A 13,066-nucleotide genomic window follows, 5' to 3' on the forward strand; every position below is an offset into this window, starting at 1 on the left:
CCCTGTTGACCCGCTATGATGAGCGTTTTCCCCTGGCGGGTTTAACAGGAGTTTTTATGAAATATATTGGTGCGCATGTGAGCGCCTCCGGCGGCGTGGCAAATGCCGCCATTCGCGCGGCTGAGATTGGCGCGACCGCCTTTGCGCTGTTTACCAAAAACCAGCGCCAGTGGCGGGCCGCGCCGCTGAGTCCGGAAACTATCGACGAATTCAAAGCCGCCTGCGAAAAATACCACTTCACCCCCGGTCAGATCCTGCCGCACGACAGCTACCTGATTAATCTGGGCCACCCGGTGGCCGAGGCGCTGGAAAAATCCCGCGACGCGTTTATTGATGAGCTGAGCCGTTGTCAGCAACTGGGGCTGAGCCTGCTGAACTTCCACCCCGGCAGCCATTTAATGCAGATCCCCGAGGATGAATGTCTGGCGCGTATTGCCGAGTCCATCAACATTGCGCTGGCGCAAACCGAAGGCGTCACCGCCGTGATTGAAAACACCGCCGGTCAGGGCAGCAATCTGGGGTTTAAGTTCGAGCATCTGGCGGCGATTATTGACGGTGTGGAAGACAAATCCCGCGTTGGTGTCTGCATTGATACCTGCCATGCGTTTGCCGCAGGCTATGATCTACGCACTGAACAAGCCACGGCAGACACCTTTGCGGAATTCGATCGCGTGGTCGGTTTCCAGTATCTGCGCGGTATGCATCTGAACGACGCCAAAAGTGCTTTTGGTAGCCGTGTCGACCGCCACCACAGCCTCGGCGAAGGTAATATCGGGCATGACGCGTTTCGCTGGATCATGCGCGACGCACGTTTCGATGGCATTCCTATGATCCTGGAAACTATTAATCCGGATATCTGGGCCGAAGAGATTGCCTGGCTGAAAGCGCAGCAAACCGCTGAAGCCACCGCATAAAAAAAGGGCCGCTAAGCGGCCCTTCTCATTTCCCGGATGTCGGCAATTTCTTATGCTACTTTCGCTACGGCTTCTGTTTCTGGCCGTTTCAGGAAGGCATACACCAGACCCGCCAGCAGCGTACCCGCGACGATAGAGAGCAGGTAGCCCAGTACCGGCGTGATAGCGCCTGGGATCAGCAGCACAAACAGACCACCGTGCGGTGCCATCAGCTTCGCGCCAATCGCCATGGAGATAGCGCCGGTCAGCGCACCGCCGGCGATACAGCACGGCAGAACACGCATCGGGTCGCGGGCGGCGAACGGGATAGCCCCTTCGGAGATAAAGCACAGACCCAGTACCAGCGCCGCTTTACCACCTTCACGTTGACCTTTGTCGAACTTGTTGCGGGCAACAATGGTCGCCAGACCCATCGCCAGCGGCGGCACCATACCGGCAGCCATAATCGCCGCCATCGGTGCGTAAGTTTGCGTACTCAGCAGACCCACACCAAAGGCGTATGCCGCTTTGTTGACCGGGCCACCCATGTCGGTACACATCATGCCACCGAGGATTGCACCCAGCAGGACAGCGTTAGCCGTGCCCATGGTCTGCAGCCAGGAAGTCAGGCTAGCGAGGATTTTCGCCACCGGCGTACCGATCAGGTAAATCATCGCCAGGCCGACAATCAGGCTGGAAACCAGCGGAATGATCAGAATCGGTTTCAGCGCTTCCATACTCGGCGGCAGCTTCAGGCCTTTACTGATGCCTTTCGCCAGGTAGCCCGCGAGGAAACCGGCAATGATACCGCCGATAAAACCCGAACCAGTGCTTACCGCCAGCATACCGCCGATAAGACCCGGGGTCAGACCCGGACGGTCGGCGATGGAGAACGCGATAAAGCCCGCCAGCACCGGCACCATCAGGGCAAAGGCTGAACCACCACCGATTTTCATCAGCGCGGCCGCCAGTGTGCCTTCTTCTTTAAACGCGGTAATACCGAATGCGAACGAGAGCGCAATTAACAGACCACCCGCTACTACCATCGGCAGCATGTAGGAAACGCCCGTCAGCAGGTGACGGTATGCGCCCGCACTCTCAGTCTTACCTTCACCAGCATCAGCAGAGGGTTTACCCGACGGCTGATAAGGCTTCGCTTCCGCGACGGCTTTATCCAGCTCCTGTGCCGTTTTCTTCAGCGCCAGACCTGTTGTCGTGCGGTACATCGGCTTACCGGCAAATTTCGCCAGGTCTACTTCGATGTCAGCGGCAACCACCACCAGATCCGCCTGCGCAACCTCTTCCGGAGTGATGGCATTGCCCGCCCCCACGGAGCCACGGGTTTCCACTTTCACCCACCAGCCGCGTTTTTTCGCTTCGGTTTCGATAGCTTCCGCCGCCATAAAGGTGTGTGCCACACCTGTCGGGCAGGCAGTGACCGCAACAATGCGTTTCGGGCCACTGCTGGTCACGGCTGTCGCCGCTGTCGCCGCTGCAGCAGGCGCGACATACACCGACGCGTGGTTTTTCGCTTCGCTCAGGAACAGTTCCGGGTGGGCGACTGCGCGATTGATATCGCCCAGCCAGACCTTTTTCCCGTCCAGCGCACTGTCGCCTGGCAGCTTGCTACCCAGCACGATAGCCAGTTCCGCTTCGCCTGGGTTATCAATAAATTGCAGATTTGCTTTCTGCGCCGCCGCGCCCAGCAAGGTCTTCGCCATATAGGCGCGGGCCTGCCCGAGTTCGGAGTCGATTATCAGCAGCGTTTTCATTATGCCTCTCCTGCTGTTAGTTGAAGGGTTTTAAGTCAACTCGCGCCATCATCGCGGCTAACTGGGTACGATCGGTAATACCTACGTTACTCTGACTTACCGCCAGTGCAGCAACAGCGGTGGCCAGGCGTAATGTATGTTCACTGGATTCACGCATCAGCAGACCATAAATCAGTCCACCGACCATTGAATCCCCTGCGCCAACGGTGCTTACCACTTCCATTGACGGCGGTTTGGCGATCCATTCGCCCGAAGCGTTAACCCACAGCGCGCCTTCTGCGCCCAGTGAAATCACCACATGGGCGATCCCCTGTTCGCGAAGCGCATGAGCAGCTTCAATAACGTCCTTCAATTCTGGTAATTTACGGCCCGCCCAGATTTCCAGCTCACGGCGGTTCGGTTTCACCAGCCACGGCGCGGCTTTCAGACCGGCTACCAGCGCGTCGCGGCTGCTGTCGAAGATAATGCACGGGCACTGGCTACGCAGGCGCGTCATCCAGTCCGTAAAGGCTTCCGGGCTGACGCCCGACGGCAGGCTGCCGCTCACGCAAACCATGTCGAACTGACCAAGCCAGGTCAGCGAATCGTTAACAAAGCGTTCCCAGTCAGCCGGGGTGACTTCAAAACCGGAGAAGTTAAAGTCGGTCACTTCGCCATCTTTTTCCGTCAGCTTCACATTGATGCGGGTACGCCCCTGCACCACCTGGAAACGGTTAGCAATGCCCAGCTCGCTGAACAGTTGCTGAAAGCCGTCCTGGTTATCTTTACCGAGGAAGCCACCCACGGTGACATCAATGCCAAGGTCTTTCAGCACTTTTGCGACGTTGATCCCTTTACCCGCGGCATGCAGGCCAGTGGTGCGCACAAGGTTGACTTCACCGCGTTCAATTTCCGGGGTGAAACCCACCAGATCATAGGCCGGATTCAGGGTGATCGTAGCGACACGTCTGCTCATTTATGCGCCCTCTCCCAGACCAGCAGCGATGGCTTCGCCAATCGCTTTCAGCGCCTGTTCAGCATCATCACCCTGCGCGGTGAAACGCAGGCGATGTCCTTTTTTCACGCCAAGTGCAACAACTTTCATCAGACTACGTCCATTTGCGGGTTTGCCAGTACCGTCAAGGTTGGCGACGGTAATTTCACTGTTAAATTGCTTGATAGTGTTGACCAGCATGGTGCCCGGGCGGGCGTGCAAACCGTGTTCGTTACGCACGACAAACTCCTCGCTCAGCAGGTCTTCAGCCACCGCATCGTCACTGCTCAGCAACGCCAGCAGCGTGGCGGCGTCGGCATTCAGCAACAGGTTGGCTTTATTGTTAAGCAGCAGATCGCTAAGACGCTTGAGCACCGCAACAGGCTGTTCGTCGGCCATCGCAACACTGACCAGCAGCGCCGCACGCTCACCTTCCACCTCGAACGGGGTGGCTGCACGGCTCACCGCTACAGCACTCAGTACGTTGCCTTCAGCACTGTCGTTCAGCCAGATGCCCTGACCCAGGTTCAGCGGTTTCTCGTTAATGGCGCGGGTAACATACGCGGCGTCAACCGCACCGGCCTCTTTCAGGCGCGCGGCGTTCAGCGCTTGCAGCGTCGTCAGATCGCTGGCGGCAACATCGAGCGTTAAGGTTTCATTATCCAGCTTGAGTGATGCGCTCAGTTTTTCGCCCATCAGCAGTGCGCGCAGCTCTTCAGCAGAGGTGGCAGACTGCAACTGTGCGGCGACAGAATCATCGCTCAGCACATGTGTCAGCTGACGCAGCAGGCCAAGATGTTCATCGGAGCTGGCGGCAATACCGATGGCGACATACGCCACCTGCCCTTCGCTCCAGAGGATGCCCTCCGGGAACTGGAAGACTTTCACACCGGTTTTCAGCACCTGATCGCGCGTGTCGGTGGTGCCGTGTGGAATAGCAATACCATTGCCAAGGTAGGTGGACGTTTGCCCTTCACGCGCCAGCATGCCATCGACATAACCGTCGGCGACGTTGCCTGCTGCTGCCAGTGCCGCCGCAATCTGGCGGATAGCGTCTTCTTTATTGCTGGCCTGCTGGCCTGGATGGATGTCCTGAACGGATAACTGGAACATGTGACCCTCTCTCGCTGACCTGAATCGTTTCAGCTAGGTTGAGAAATAGTGCGTCACCGCCGTTGTTCAGACATAACGCGATGACGCTGAAACGTTTCAAGGAGCATTCACTTTTTTTGTTCCGTAAGCAAGAATTCTCTTATTTGGCGTTGCAGAATTTTGAGGTTCAGCACATTTCGGCCACGCGTAAGGCAAATTTGCTGAAGCAGACTTTCTGTTCAGCAATCCACTTTCAGCTTTCGTCAGCCTTAATTAAAACCCAGGGAAAAGGTTTGGATTTTTTGTCGCAAATTTTGCTTAGCAGGCTGTGTTTTTTTCATGCAGCGGCGTACACTCCGCGTCTCGCTATTGGATCTCATTTAACATGCAAAATTCTCCCGCCGCTGCCCGTCCCGGCGCGTTTGATTTCACCTCAACGGCATTCCTGATCGTCGCCTTTTTAACGGGGATTGCCGGTGCGTTACAAACACCGACGCTGAGCCTGTTTTTAACCAATGAAGTGCACGTTCGCCCGGCGATGGTGGGCTTCTTTTTCACCGGTAGCGCGGTGATTGGCATTCTGGTGAGCCAGTTTCTTGCCGGGCGCTCTGACCGCAAAGGCGATCGCAAGACGCTGATTGTCTTTTGTTGCCTGCTCGGCGTGCTGGCCTGTGTGCTGTTCGCCTGGAACCGTAACTACTTTATTTTGCTGTTTGTCGGCGTGTTCCTCAGCAGTTTCGGTTCAACAGCGAACCCGCAAATGTTTGCCCTTGCGCGTGAACATGCGGATCGCACCGGGCGTGAGGCCGTGATGTTCAGCTCGATACTCCGTGCGCAAGTATCCCTGGCGTGGGTGATTGGCCCACCGCTGGCCTACGCGCTGGCGATGGGCTTTGGTTTTTCCACCATGTATTTGTGTGCGGCAACAGCCTTTATTGTCTGCGGCGCAATGGTGTGGCTGTTCCTGCCAACCATGCGTAAAGAGCCCAAGCTGAAATCAGCGGTGATGGAAGCACCACGCACGCACCGCCGCGATGCGCTGCTGTTGTTCGTGATTTGTACGCTGATGTGGGGCACCAACAGCCTTTATATTATTAATATGCCGCTGTTTATTATTGATGAGCTGCATCTGCCGGAAAAACTGGCGGGCGTGATGATGGGCACTGCGGCCGGGCTGGAAATCCCCACCATGCTGATTGCCGGATATTACGCAAAGCGCTTCGGCAAACGCTTCCTGATGCGCGTCAGCGCCGTGGCGGGCATCTTCTTTTATGCCGGAATGCTGACGGTGCATACGCCCGTGGTACTGCTTGCTTTGCAACTGCTGAACGCGATTTATATCGGTATTCTCGCCGGGATTGGCATGCTCTATTTTCAGGACTTGATGCCTGGCCAGGCGGGTTCAGCCACCACCCTTTATACTAATACCACGCGTGTCGGCTGGATTATCGCCGGTTCGCTGGCTGGCGTGGTGGCAGAGATCTGGAGTTATCACGCGGTGTTCTGGATTGCGCTGGTGATGACGCTGGTTACGCAGGTGTGCCTGAGCCGGATAAAAGATATTTAAGGCGCGGTTTGTTGCTCAAGATCGAGCAGATAAACCATCGCCTGTTCGCGGTTTGCGCCGCACATGTCACGGCTCGGTTGCAGACCGGCGCACACCTTTGGGCGCAGCGGCGAGCCAAAGATTTTGCAGCGCTTTTGCGCGTCGAGCTGAACGCAGGGCGTATTAGCGGGCTTCCCGTCAGGCATGCCGGGTATCGGGCTACTGATGGACGGGGCGGTACAGCAGGCTCCACAGTCCGGGCGGCATTCCATAAACGTTCTCTATTATCAGGCGCGCGGGGCTGCGCGTGCAGGGCGCAAGCTACCATCTTTTGCCCTCTGAACGCAAAACTCTCCGATTCCACTTGCCTGAAAAGTCCCTCGCGAGTAGTTTGTCGCGATATTTTCGTTATTTTCAATTTACAGGACCCTTGCAATGCCAAGAGCGAATGAAATTAAAAAAGGTATGGTGCTGAATTACAACGGCAAGCTGCTGATTGTGAAAGATATTGACATTCAGTCACCGAGCGCCCGTGGCGCAGCAACGCTCTACAAAATGCGTTTTTCCGATGTCCGTACCGGACTGAAAGTGGAAGAGCGTTTTAAAGGCGATGATATCCTTGATACCGTGACCCTGAACCGTCGTTTTGTCGACTTCTCTTATGTTGACGGCAATGAATACGTGTTTATGGATAAAGAAGATTACACGCCGTACACCTTCAATAAAGAGCAGATTGAAGAAGAGCTGCTGTTTATTCCGGAAGGCGGTATGCCGGATATGCAGGTTCTGCTGTGGGATGGCCAGTTGCTGGCCCTCGAACTGCCGCAGACGGTGGATCTGGAAATTGTGGAAACCGCACCAGGTATCAAAGGTGCTTCCGCCAGCTCACGCACTAAACCGGCCACCCTGACCACCGGTCTGGTTGTCCAGGTACCGGAATACCTGACCACCGGCGAGAAAATCCGTATTCATATCGAAGAGCGCCGCTATATGGGCCGCGCCGACTGATAAGCGTGATGCATGAAAAAAGCCACTTCATTGAAGTGGCTTTTTATTTTCCGACGGTAAACCGGCTTACAGCAGATCGCGGAACAACGTTTTCTTCAGCGCCAGCTCAACGCCGCGCACTTCCGCCATCCCTTTCAGGCGACCAATCGCCGAGTAACCAGGGTTGGTTTTCTTACGCAGATCGTCAAGCATCTGATGACCATGATCCGGGCGGAACGGGATCGGGCGCAAATCACCGGCTTTCTTGCGGCGCTGCTCTTCGGTAAGAATGGCGGCAACCACCGACACCATATCCACATCACCCTGCAAATGCGCGGCCTCATGGAACGTTTTCGGGTTATCTTCGCGGCAGGTTGAACGCAGGTGCGTAAAGTGAATGCGATCGCCAAACGTCTCGATCATCCGCACTAAGTCGTTATCCGCACGCACGCCGTATGAACCTGTGCACATCGTGAAACCGTTATTGATGCTGTCTACCGCTTCTTTCAGCCACTGCATATCTTCAATAGTAGAAACGATACGCGGCAGACCGAGGATCGGGCGCGGCGGATCGTCCGGGTGAACCGCCATACGTACGCCCACTTCCTGCGCAACCGGCACGATAGCGCGCAGGAAATAGGCCATATTTTCACGCAACTGTGCTTTGTCGATGCCGTCATATTCGGCAAGGCGTGCATGGAACTGTTCCAGAGTATACCCCTCTTCAGCGCCCGGCAGACCAGCAATGATATTGCGCGTCAGCTTTTCCACTTCCGCTTCAGTCATGGCGTTAAAGTAAGCCTGCGCCTGACGCTGCTCTTCTTCGCTGTAATCAGCTTCGGCGCCTTTGCGCTTCAGGATATGCAGCTCGAACGCGGCAAAAGCAATCTGGTCAAAACGCAGCGCTTTGGAGCCATCCGGCAGTTCATATTCCAGATCGGTACGCGTCCAGTCGAGGATTGGCATAAAGTTGTAGCACACGGTATCAATACCGCAGGCTGCCAGGTTGCGGATACTCTGCTGATAGTTGGCAATCCAGGTATCGTACTGCCCGGTGTGAGTTTTAATATCTTCATGCACCGGAATACTTTCGACCACCGACCAGACCAGCCCTTTTTCCGCCAGCAGCGCCTGACGCGCTTTGATCTCGTCTACCGGCCAGACCTGGCCGTTCGGGATATGGTGCAGTGCGGTCACGACGCCCGTCGCGCCTGCCTGACGCACATCATCAAGCGACACCGGATCGTTCGGTCCATACCAACGCCAGGTTTGTTCCATTGCCTTACCCTCTACAAAGTTGTTATACCAATACACACAAACATATGACGACTACCATACATGCTTAATTGCAGCGGTCAAATCTTCCCACAGCAATGATTGATCCAGCTCACATTCCCCGGATAATTACGGCATACCAATTCTTTTTGCTGTCATATAACTTTACACTGCACATTGTTAATTATTGGTTAATCAGGTGTATATAGATGAAGACAATCGCCTCCGTAACGCTGCCCGCCAGCGTGCAGCAACCCCAGTATGACCGCACACAACTGCGCTCGCGAATTGTGCACTTTGGTTTTGGCGCATTTCATCGCGCGCATCAGGCGCTGCTGACCAACCGGGTGCTGAACGCGCAAGGTGGCGATTGGGGGATCTGTGAAATCAGCCTGTTCAGCGGCGATGTGCTCATGTCTCAGTTACGCGAGCAGGATCATTTATACACCGTGCTGGAAAAAGGGGCGGAGGGGAACCAGCCGATAATCATTGGTGCGGTGAACGAATGTCTGAACGCGAAACTTGATTCTCTGCCCGCCATCATTGAAAAATTTTGCGAACCGCAAGTGGCGATTGTTTCCCTGACGATTACCGAAAAAGGCTATTGCATCGATCCTGCCAGCGGCAAACTGGATCTGCAGCAGCCGCGCATCGCACACGATCTCCAGCATCCGGGCGAACCGCATTCAGCACCAGGGATTCTGGTTGAAGCACTCTCCCGTCGCCGTGAACGCGGGCTGCCGCCCTTTACCGTGCTCTCCTGCGATAATATTCCCGATAATGGTCATATTGTTAAAAATGCCGTACTCGGAATGGCGCAAACCCGCTCACCGGAACTGGCGCAGTGGATAGAGGAGAATGTGAGCTTTCCGGCCACCATGGTGGATCGCATTGTTCCGGCGGCAACAGATGAATCACTGGCGGAAATTGGCGAAGCGCTGGGCGTATTTGATCCGTGCGCCATCAGTTGTGAGCCGTTCATTCAGTGGGTAATTGAGGATAATTTCGTCGCCGGACGTCCCGAATGGGAAGTGGCCGGCGTACAACTGGTTCAGGATGTACAGCCGTGGGAGCAGATGAAGTTACGCATGCTCAATGGCAGCCACTCTTTTCTGGCCTATCTCGGCTACCTGGCAGGCTTCGCGCATATTAATGATTGCATGCAGGATGAGGTCTTCCGTACGGCGGTACGCCGCCTGATGCTCCAGGAACAAGCCCCGACGCTGCGCATTACCGGCGTTGATCTCACCGCTTATGCCGATAGCCTGATCGACCGTTTTTCTAACCCGGCGCTGAAGCACCGTACCTGGCAAATCGCCATGGATGGCAGCCAGAAGCTGCCGCAGCGTATGCTGGATGGTGTTCGGGTGCATTTGCAACGCGAAACGCCGTGGCCGCTGTTAGCGCTGGGCATTGCGGGCTGGATGCGCTATGTCAGCGGCGTGGATGACGCCGGTAACAGCATTGATATTCGCGATCCGCTGGCGGATAAAATTCACGCGATTGTTGAAACCAGCAGCGTCGATGAACGCGTAACGGCCCTGCTGACACTGAAAGAGATTTTCGGTAGCGACCTGCCGCACAACCCGACGTTTGTTAATGCCATTAATCGCACATGGCAGACGCTCACCACCGAAGGTGCGCATGCTGCGGTGAAGCGCGCACTCGATAATTAACAATTTCTGCTACTTAAGCGGACGGTTAGTGCTTTTACGCCGTCCGCGCCCTTCTCTTTTCGCACTTTTTTCGCCAGGATCGTCAGTCACCCTTACATTTCGTTGACGCCTGGAGCACTTGTGACCAAAACCAACCTCATCACCGGCTTTCTCGGAAGCGGCAAAACCACGTCGATTTTGCATTTGCTGGCCAATAAAGACCCGCAGGAAAAATGGGCCGTGCTGGTGAATGAATTTGGTGAAGTCGGCATTGATGGCGCGCTGCTGGCTGACAGCGGTGCGCTGCTTAAAGAGATCCCGGGCGGCTGTATGTGCTGCGTGAATGGCCTGCCGATGCAGGTGGGTCTCAATACATTGCTGCGCCAGGGGAAACCTGACCGCTTGTTGATTGAACCGACAGGCCTGGGCCACCCAAAACAGATCCTCGATATGCTTACCGCGCCGGTGTATGAGCCGTGGATAGACCTGCGCGCAACGCTCTGCTTGCTCGATCCCCGCCAGTTACTGGATGAAAAAGCACTCACCAACGAAAACTTTCGCGACCAGTTAGCGGCGGCGGATGTCGTTGTCGCCAATAAACAGGATCGCGCCACACCGCAGAGCCAGCAGGCGCTGGAGACATGGTGGGCCGAGTTTGGTGGCGATCGCTTACAGGTAAGCGCGACCCGGGGCGTTATCGACGGCGCACTGCTTGATCTTCCTCGCCGTAACCTGCGTGAGCTGCCTTCAAGTGCCGCGCATAACCATGCACACGATGAGAAGAAAGGCCTCGCGGCATTAAGTTTACCGGCACACCAGCGCTGGCGTCGCAGCCTTAACAGCGGCCAGGGTCATCACGCCTGCGGCTGGATTTTTGATGAAGAGACGGTGTTTGACACTATCGGTTTGCTGGAGTGGGCACGGCTTGCGCCAGTTGAGCGGGTGAAAGGGGTGATGCGCATTCCGGAAGGATTGCTGCGCGTTAACCGCCAGGGGCAGGATCTGCATATCGAAACGCAAAACGTCGCGCCGCCGGACAGCCGTATCGAGCTGATTACCGCCTCGGAGGCAGACTGGAACACACTGCAGTCCGCCTTGTTGAAGCTTCGTTTAAGTGAGTAACACTAACGTTGCCGCCGTGTTAATTGAAGACAGACTCGTTATGAAAACTCGTTTACCGTTAATTTTACTGTTGAACGCCGCAGGACTGGCGCTATTTATTTCCTGGTACTTACCCGCTAACCACGGTTTTTGGTTTCCGCTGGACGCCGCAATGTTCCATTTTTTCAACCAGGGTCTGGTGGAAAACCGCGCTTATTTGTGGCTGGTGGCGCTAACCAATAACCGCGCTTTTGACGCCTGCTCGCTGGTGGCGATGGGCTGTTTAATGCTCTCGTTCTGGGTAAAAGAGGATGCGAGTGGACGACGCCGTATCCTGATGATTGGCCTGACGATGCTGCTGATAGCCGTGGTAATCAATCAACTGGCGCAACATCTGATGCCCGTCAAACGCGCCAGCCCGTCGCTGTTCTTTACCGATATTCACCGGGTTAGCGATTTGCTCGACTTCCCCACCAAAGATGCCTCGAAAGACAGTTTCCCTGGCGATCACGGCATGATGCTACTTATTTTCGCTGGCGTAATGTGGCGATATTTTGGCCGAAAAGCGTTTGGTGTTGCCCTTATTATTTTTGTGGTTTTCGCCTTCCCGCGCGTGATGATTGGCGCACACTGGTTCACTGATATTGCAGTTGGTTCTCTCTCGGCTGTTTTTATCGGTCTGCCGTGGTGTTTGCTAACACCCCTTAGCGATAAAATTATTTCTGCCTTTGATCATTTCCTGCCCGGAAATAACAAAATTTAAACAACTTCCGATTATCAATAACGCGCATTCATCAGGGATCGTTTTCGATCCCTGATGCGTAATCCCGGCTTTTTCCTAATTTTGTCATTTTTTCGTCACGGCAATCTGCCTATAAAAGAGCAATTTGCACGTTATTTAAGCCAAATTGGTTATTTTTTATTCAATCCTGAGAATTCACTTTCTGTATCATAATTTCTTATAAAAAATTAAAGAAAACCGCTCGCCATGCCGAAGATGTTCAGGTAACCTCGGTTCGTCTTGTCGCAAAGAGTGCTCTTATTCTCATTGCGCGTAAATTTGTGCGTTCTTCCACAAAATTACGTCAGAGCATTTGTCTCGATGCATTCAGATAATTAATCTCGCTGCGTTGGCATTTTTTATAACGATATTTATCGTTAAGGACTTCAAGGGAAAATAAGCAACATGGTCAAATCTCAGCCGATTTTGAGATATATCGTGCGGGCGATACCCGCGATTGCAGTAGCGGTTCTGCTTTCAGCTTGTTCTACAAATACCGCAAAGAACGTGCATTCTGAGACGCTTGCTGTGGGAGAAGACAACTCTTCACTGCAAGCCTCTCAGGATGAATTTGAAAATATGGTTCGTAATCTGGACGTAAAAGGCCGCATTATGGATCAGTATGCTGACTGGAAAGGCGTTCGCTACCGTTTGGGCGGCGACACCAAAAAAGGCATCGATTGTTCCGGTTTTGTGCAGCGCACTTTCCGTGAACAGTTTGGTTTAGAACTGCCGCGTTCCACCTGGGAACAGCAGGAAACAGGCAAGTCCATCTCGCGCACCAGTTTGCGCACAGGCGACTTAGTGCTGTTCCGCGCGGGTTCTACCGGCCGACACGTTGGCATTTATATTGGTAATAACCAGTTTGTTCATGCCTCCACCAGCAACGGCGTCATGATTTCAAGCATGGATGAGCCGTACTGGAAGAAGCGCTATAACGAAGCGCGACGCATCCTGACACGCAGCTAATCGCTTAATGCCGGTTTTCCCT

Annotated in this window: 12 protein-coding genes; 7 read left to right on the forward strand and 5 right to left on the reverse strand. The window is 54.6% G+C overall.

Annotated elements, in window-relative coordinates; all coding sequences use genetic code 11:
- The first annotated feature begins 56 nt into the window (after positions 1 to 56).
- Positions 57 to 914 (forward strand): deoxyribonuclease IV, encoded by an 858-nt coding sequence (gene nfo, locus DFO56_RS13055; protein WP_020454397.1) that lies wholly within the window; start codon positions 57 to 59, stop codon positions 912 to 914.
- A 50-nt stretch (positions 915 to 964) separates the two neighbouring features.
- Here the strand turns inward: nfo and fruA are convergent, their stop codons facing one another.
- The 3 genes from fruA to fruB are packed head-to-tail and all read right to left on the reverse strand — an operon-like array spanning position 965 to position 4,751.
- On the reverse strand, positions 965 to 2,665 hold the full coding sequence (gene fruA / locus DFO56_RS13060) for a PTS fructose transporter subunit IIBC (protein ID WP_045514125.1): 1,701 nt from the start codon (positions 2,663 to 2,665) through the stop codon (positions 965 to 967).
- A gap of 16 nt (positions 2,666 to 2,681) precedes the next feature.
- Positions 2,682 to 3,620 carry a 1-phosphofructokinase gene (gene fruK / locus DFO56_RS13065; RefSeq protein WP_045514123.1) on the reverse strand — a complete coding sequence of 313 codons (939 nt, stop codon included), beginning with the start codon at positions 3,618 to 3,620 and terminating at the stop codon, positions 2,682 to 2,684.
- Positions 3,621 to 4,751 carry a fused PTS fructose transporter subunit IIA/HPr protein gene (fruB, locus tag DFO56_RS13070; protein ID WP_045514121.1) on the reverse strand — a complete coding sequence of 377 codons (1,131 nt, stop codon included), beginning with the start codon at positions 4,749 to 4,751 and terminating at the stop codon, positions 3,621 to 3,623. It lies immediately after the preceding gene.
- Between the two features lie 364 nt (positions 4,752 to 5,115).
- On the opposite strand from fruB, the gene setB reads away from it, so the two are divergent.
- A complete protein-coding gene (gene setB, locus DFO56_RS13075) occupies positions 5,116 to 6,297 on the forward strand; it encodes a sugar efflux transporter SetB (protein WP_045514119.1) in 1,182 nt (393 codons plus the stop codon).
- Here the strand turns inward: setB and DFO56_RS13080 are convergent.
- On the reverse strand, positions 6,294 to 6,548 hold the full coding sequence (locus tag DFO56_RS13080) for a YkgJ family cysteine cluster protein (RefSeq protein ID WP_017458533.1): 255 nt from the start codon (positions 6,546 to 6,548) through the stop codon (positions 6,294 to 6,296). The two genes, setB and DFO56_RS13080, sit on opposite strands and share 4 nt — an antisense overlap.
- Positions 6,549 to 6,711: 163 nt before the next feature.
- On the opposite strand from DFO56_RS13080, the gene yeiP reads away from it, so the two are divergent.
- On the forward strand, positions 6,712 to 7,284 hold the full coding sequence (gene yeiP, locus DFO56_RS13085; protein ID WP_017458534.1) for an elongation factor P-like protein YeiP: 573 nt from the start codon (positions 6,712 to 6,714) through the stop codon (positions 7,282 to 7,284).
- A 66-nt stretch (positions 7,285 to 7,350) separates the two neighbouring features.
- Here the strand turns inward: yeiP and uxuA are convergent, their stop codons facing one another.
- The gene (gene uxuA / locus DFO56_RS13090) at positions 7,351 to 8,541 is read right to left on the reverse strand and encodes a mannonate dehydratase (protein WP_020454403.1); all 1,191 of its coding nucleotides are present in this window, start codon (positions 8,539 to 8,541) and stop codon (positions 7,351 to 7,353) included.
- Positions 8,542 to 8,747: 206 nt separating this feature from the next.
- On the opposite strand from uxuA, the gene DFO56_RS13095 reads away from it, so the two are divergent.
- The 4 genes from DFO56_RS13095 to mepS all read left to right on the forward strand — a co-directional run bounded on the left by DFO56_RS13095 (position 8,748) and on the right by mepS (position 13,044).
- Complete coding sequence (locus DFO56_RS13095; RefSeq protein WP_045514116.1) at positions 8,748 to 10,214, forward strand: mannitol dehydrogenase family protein; 1,467 nt, start codon at positions 8,748 to 8,750, stop codon at positions 10,212 to 10,214.
- Positions 10,215 to 10,334: 120 nt separating this feature from the next.
- Complete coding sequence (locus DFO56_RS13100; protein ID WP_045514112.1) at positions 10,335 to 11,315, forward strand: GTP-binding protein; 981 nt, start codon at positions 10,335 to 10,337, stop codon at positions 11,313 to 11,315.
- Positions 11,316 to 11,355: 40 nt separating this feature from the next.
- Complete coding sequence (locus tag DFO56_RS13105) at positions 11,356 to 12,057, forward strand: phosphatase PAP2 family protein (protein WP_045514109.1); 702 nt, start codon at positions 11,356 to 11,358, stop codon at positions 12,055 to 12,057.
- Positions 12,058 to 12,480: 423 nt separating this feature from the next.
- The gene (gene mepS, locus DFO56_RS13110; protein WP_017458539.1) at positions 12,481 to 13,044 is read left to right on the forward strand and encodes a bifunctional murein DD-endopeptidase/murein LD-carboxypeptidase; all 564 of its coding nucleotides are present in this window, start codon (positions 12,481 to 12,483) and stop codon (positions 13,042 to 13,044) included.
- Positions 13,045 to 13,066: the final 22 nt, after the last annotated feature.

This window comes from Kosakonia sp. AG348, from assembly GCF_003337365.1.
GTDB lineage: Bacteria > Pseudomonadota > Gammaproteobacteria > Enterobacterales > Enterobacteriaceae > Kosakonia.

Coding starts and splice junctions, on each gene's coding strand:
- DFO56_RS13095 (WP_045514116.1), top strand. CDS start 8,748: ATGAAGACAATCGCCTCCGTAACGCTGCCCGCCAGCGTGCAGCAACCC.
- setB (WP_045514119.1), top strand. CDS start 5,116: ATGCAAAATTCTCCCGCCGCTGCCCGTCCCGGCGCGTTTGATTTCACC.
- DFO56_RS13080 (WP_017458533.1), bottom strand. CDS start 6,548: ATGGAATGCCGCCCGGACTGTGGAGCCTGCTGTACCGCCCCGTCCATC.
- nfo (WP_020454397.1), top strand. CDS start 57: ATGAAATATATTGGTGCGCATGTGAGCGCCTCCGGCGGCGTGGCAAAT.
- mepS (WP_017458539.1), top strand. CDS start 12,481: ATGGTCAAATCTCAGCCGATTTTGAGATATATCGTGCGGGCGATACCC.
- DFO56_RS13105 (WP_045514109.1), top strand. CDS start 11,356: ATGAAAACTCGTTTACCGTTAATTTTACTGTTGAACGCCGCAGGACTG.
- fruA (WP_045514125.1), bottom strand. CDS start 2,665: ATGAAAACGCTGCTGATAATCGACTCCGAACTCGGGCAGGCCCGCGCC.
- fruB (WP_045514121.1), bottom strand. CDS start 4,751: ATGTTCCAGTTATCCGTTCAGGACATCCATCCAGGCCAGCAGGCCAGC.
- yeiP (WP_017458534.1), top strand. CDS start 6,712: ATGCCAAGAGCGAATGAAATTAAAAAAGGTATGGTGCTGAATTACAAC.
- uxuA (WP_020454403.1), bottom strand. CDS start 8,541: ATGGAACAAACCTGGCGTTGGTATGGACCGAACGATCCGGTGTCGCTT.
- fruK (WP_045514123.1), bottom strand. CDS start 3,620: ATGAGCAGACGTGTCGCTACGATCACCCTGAATCCGGCCTATGATCTG.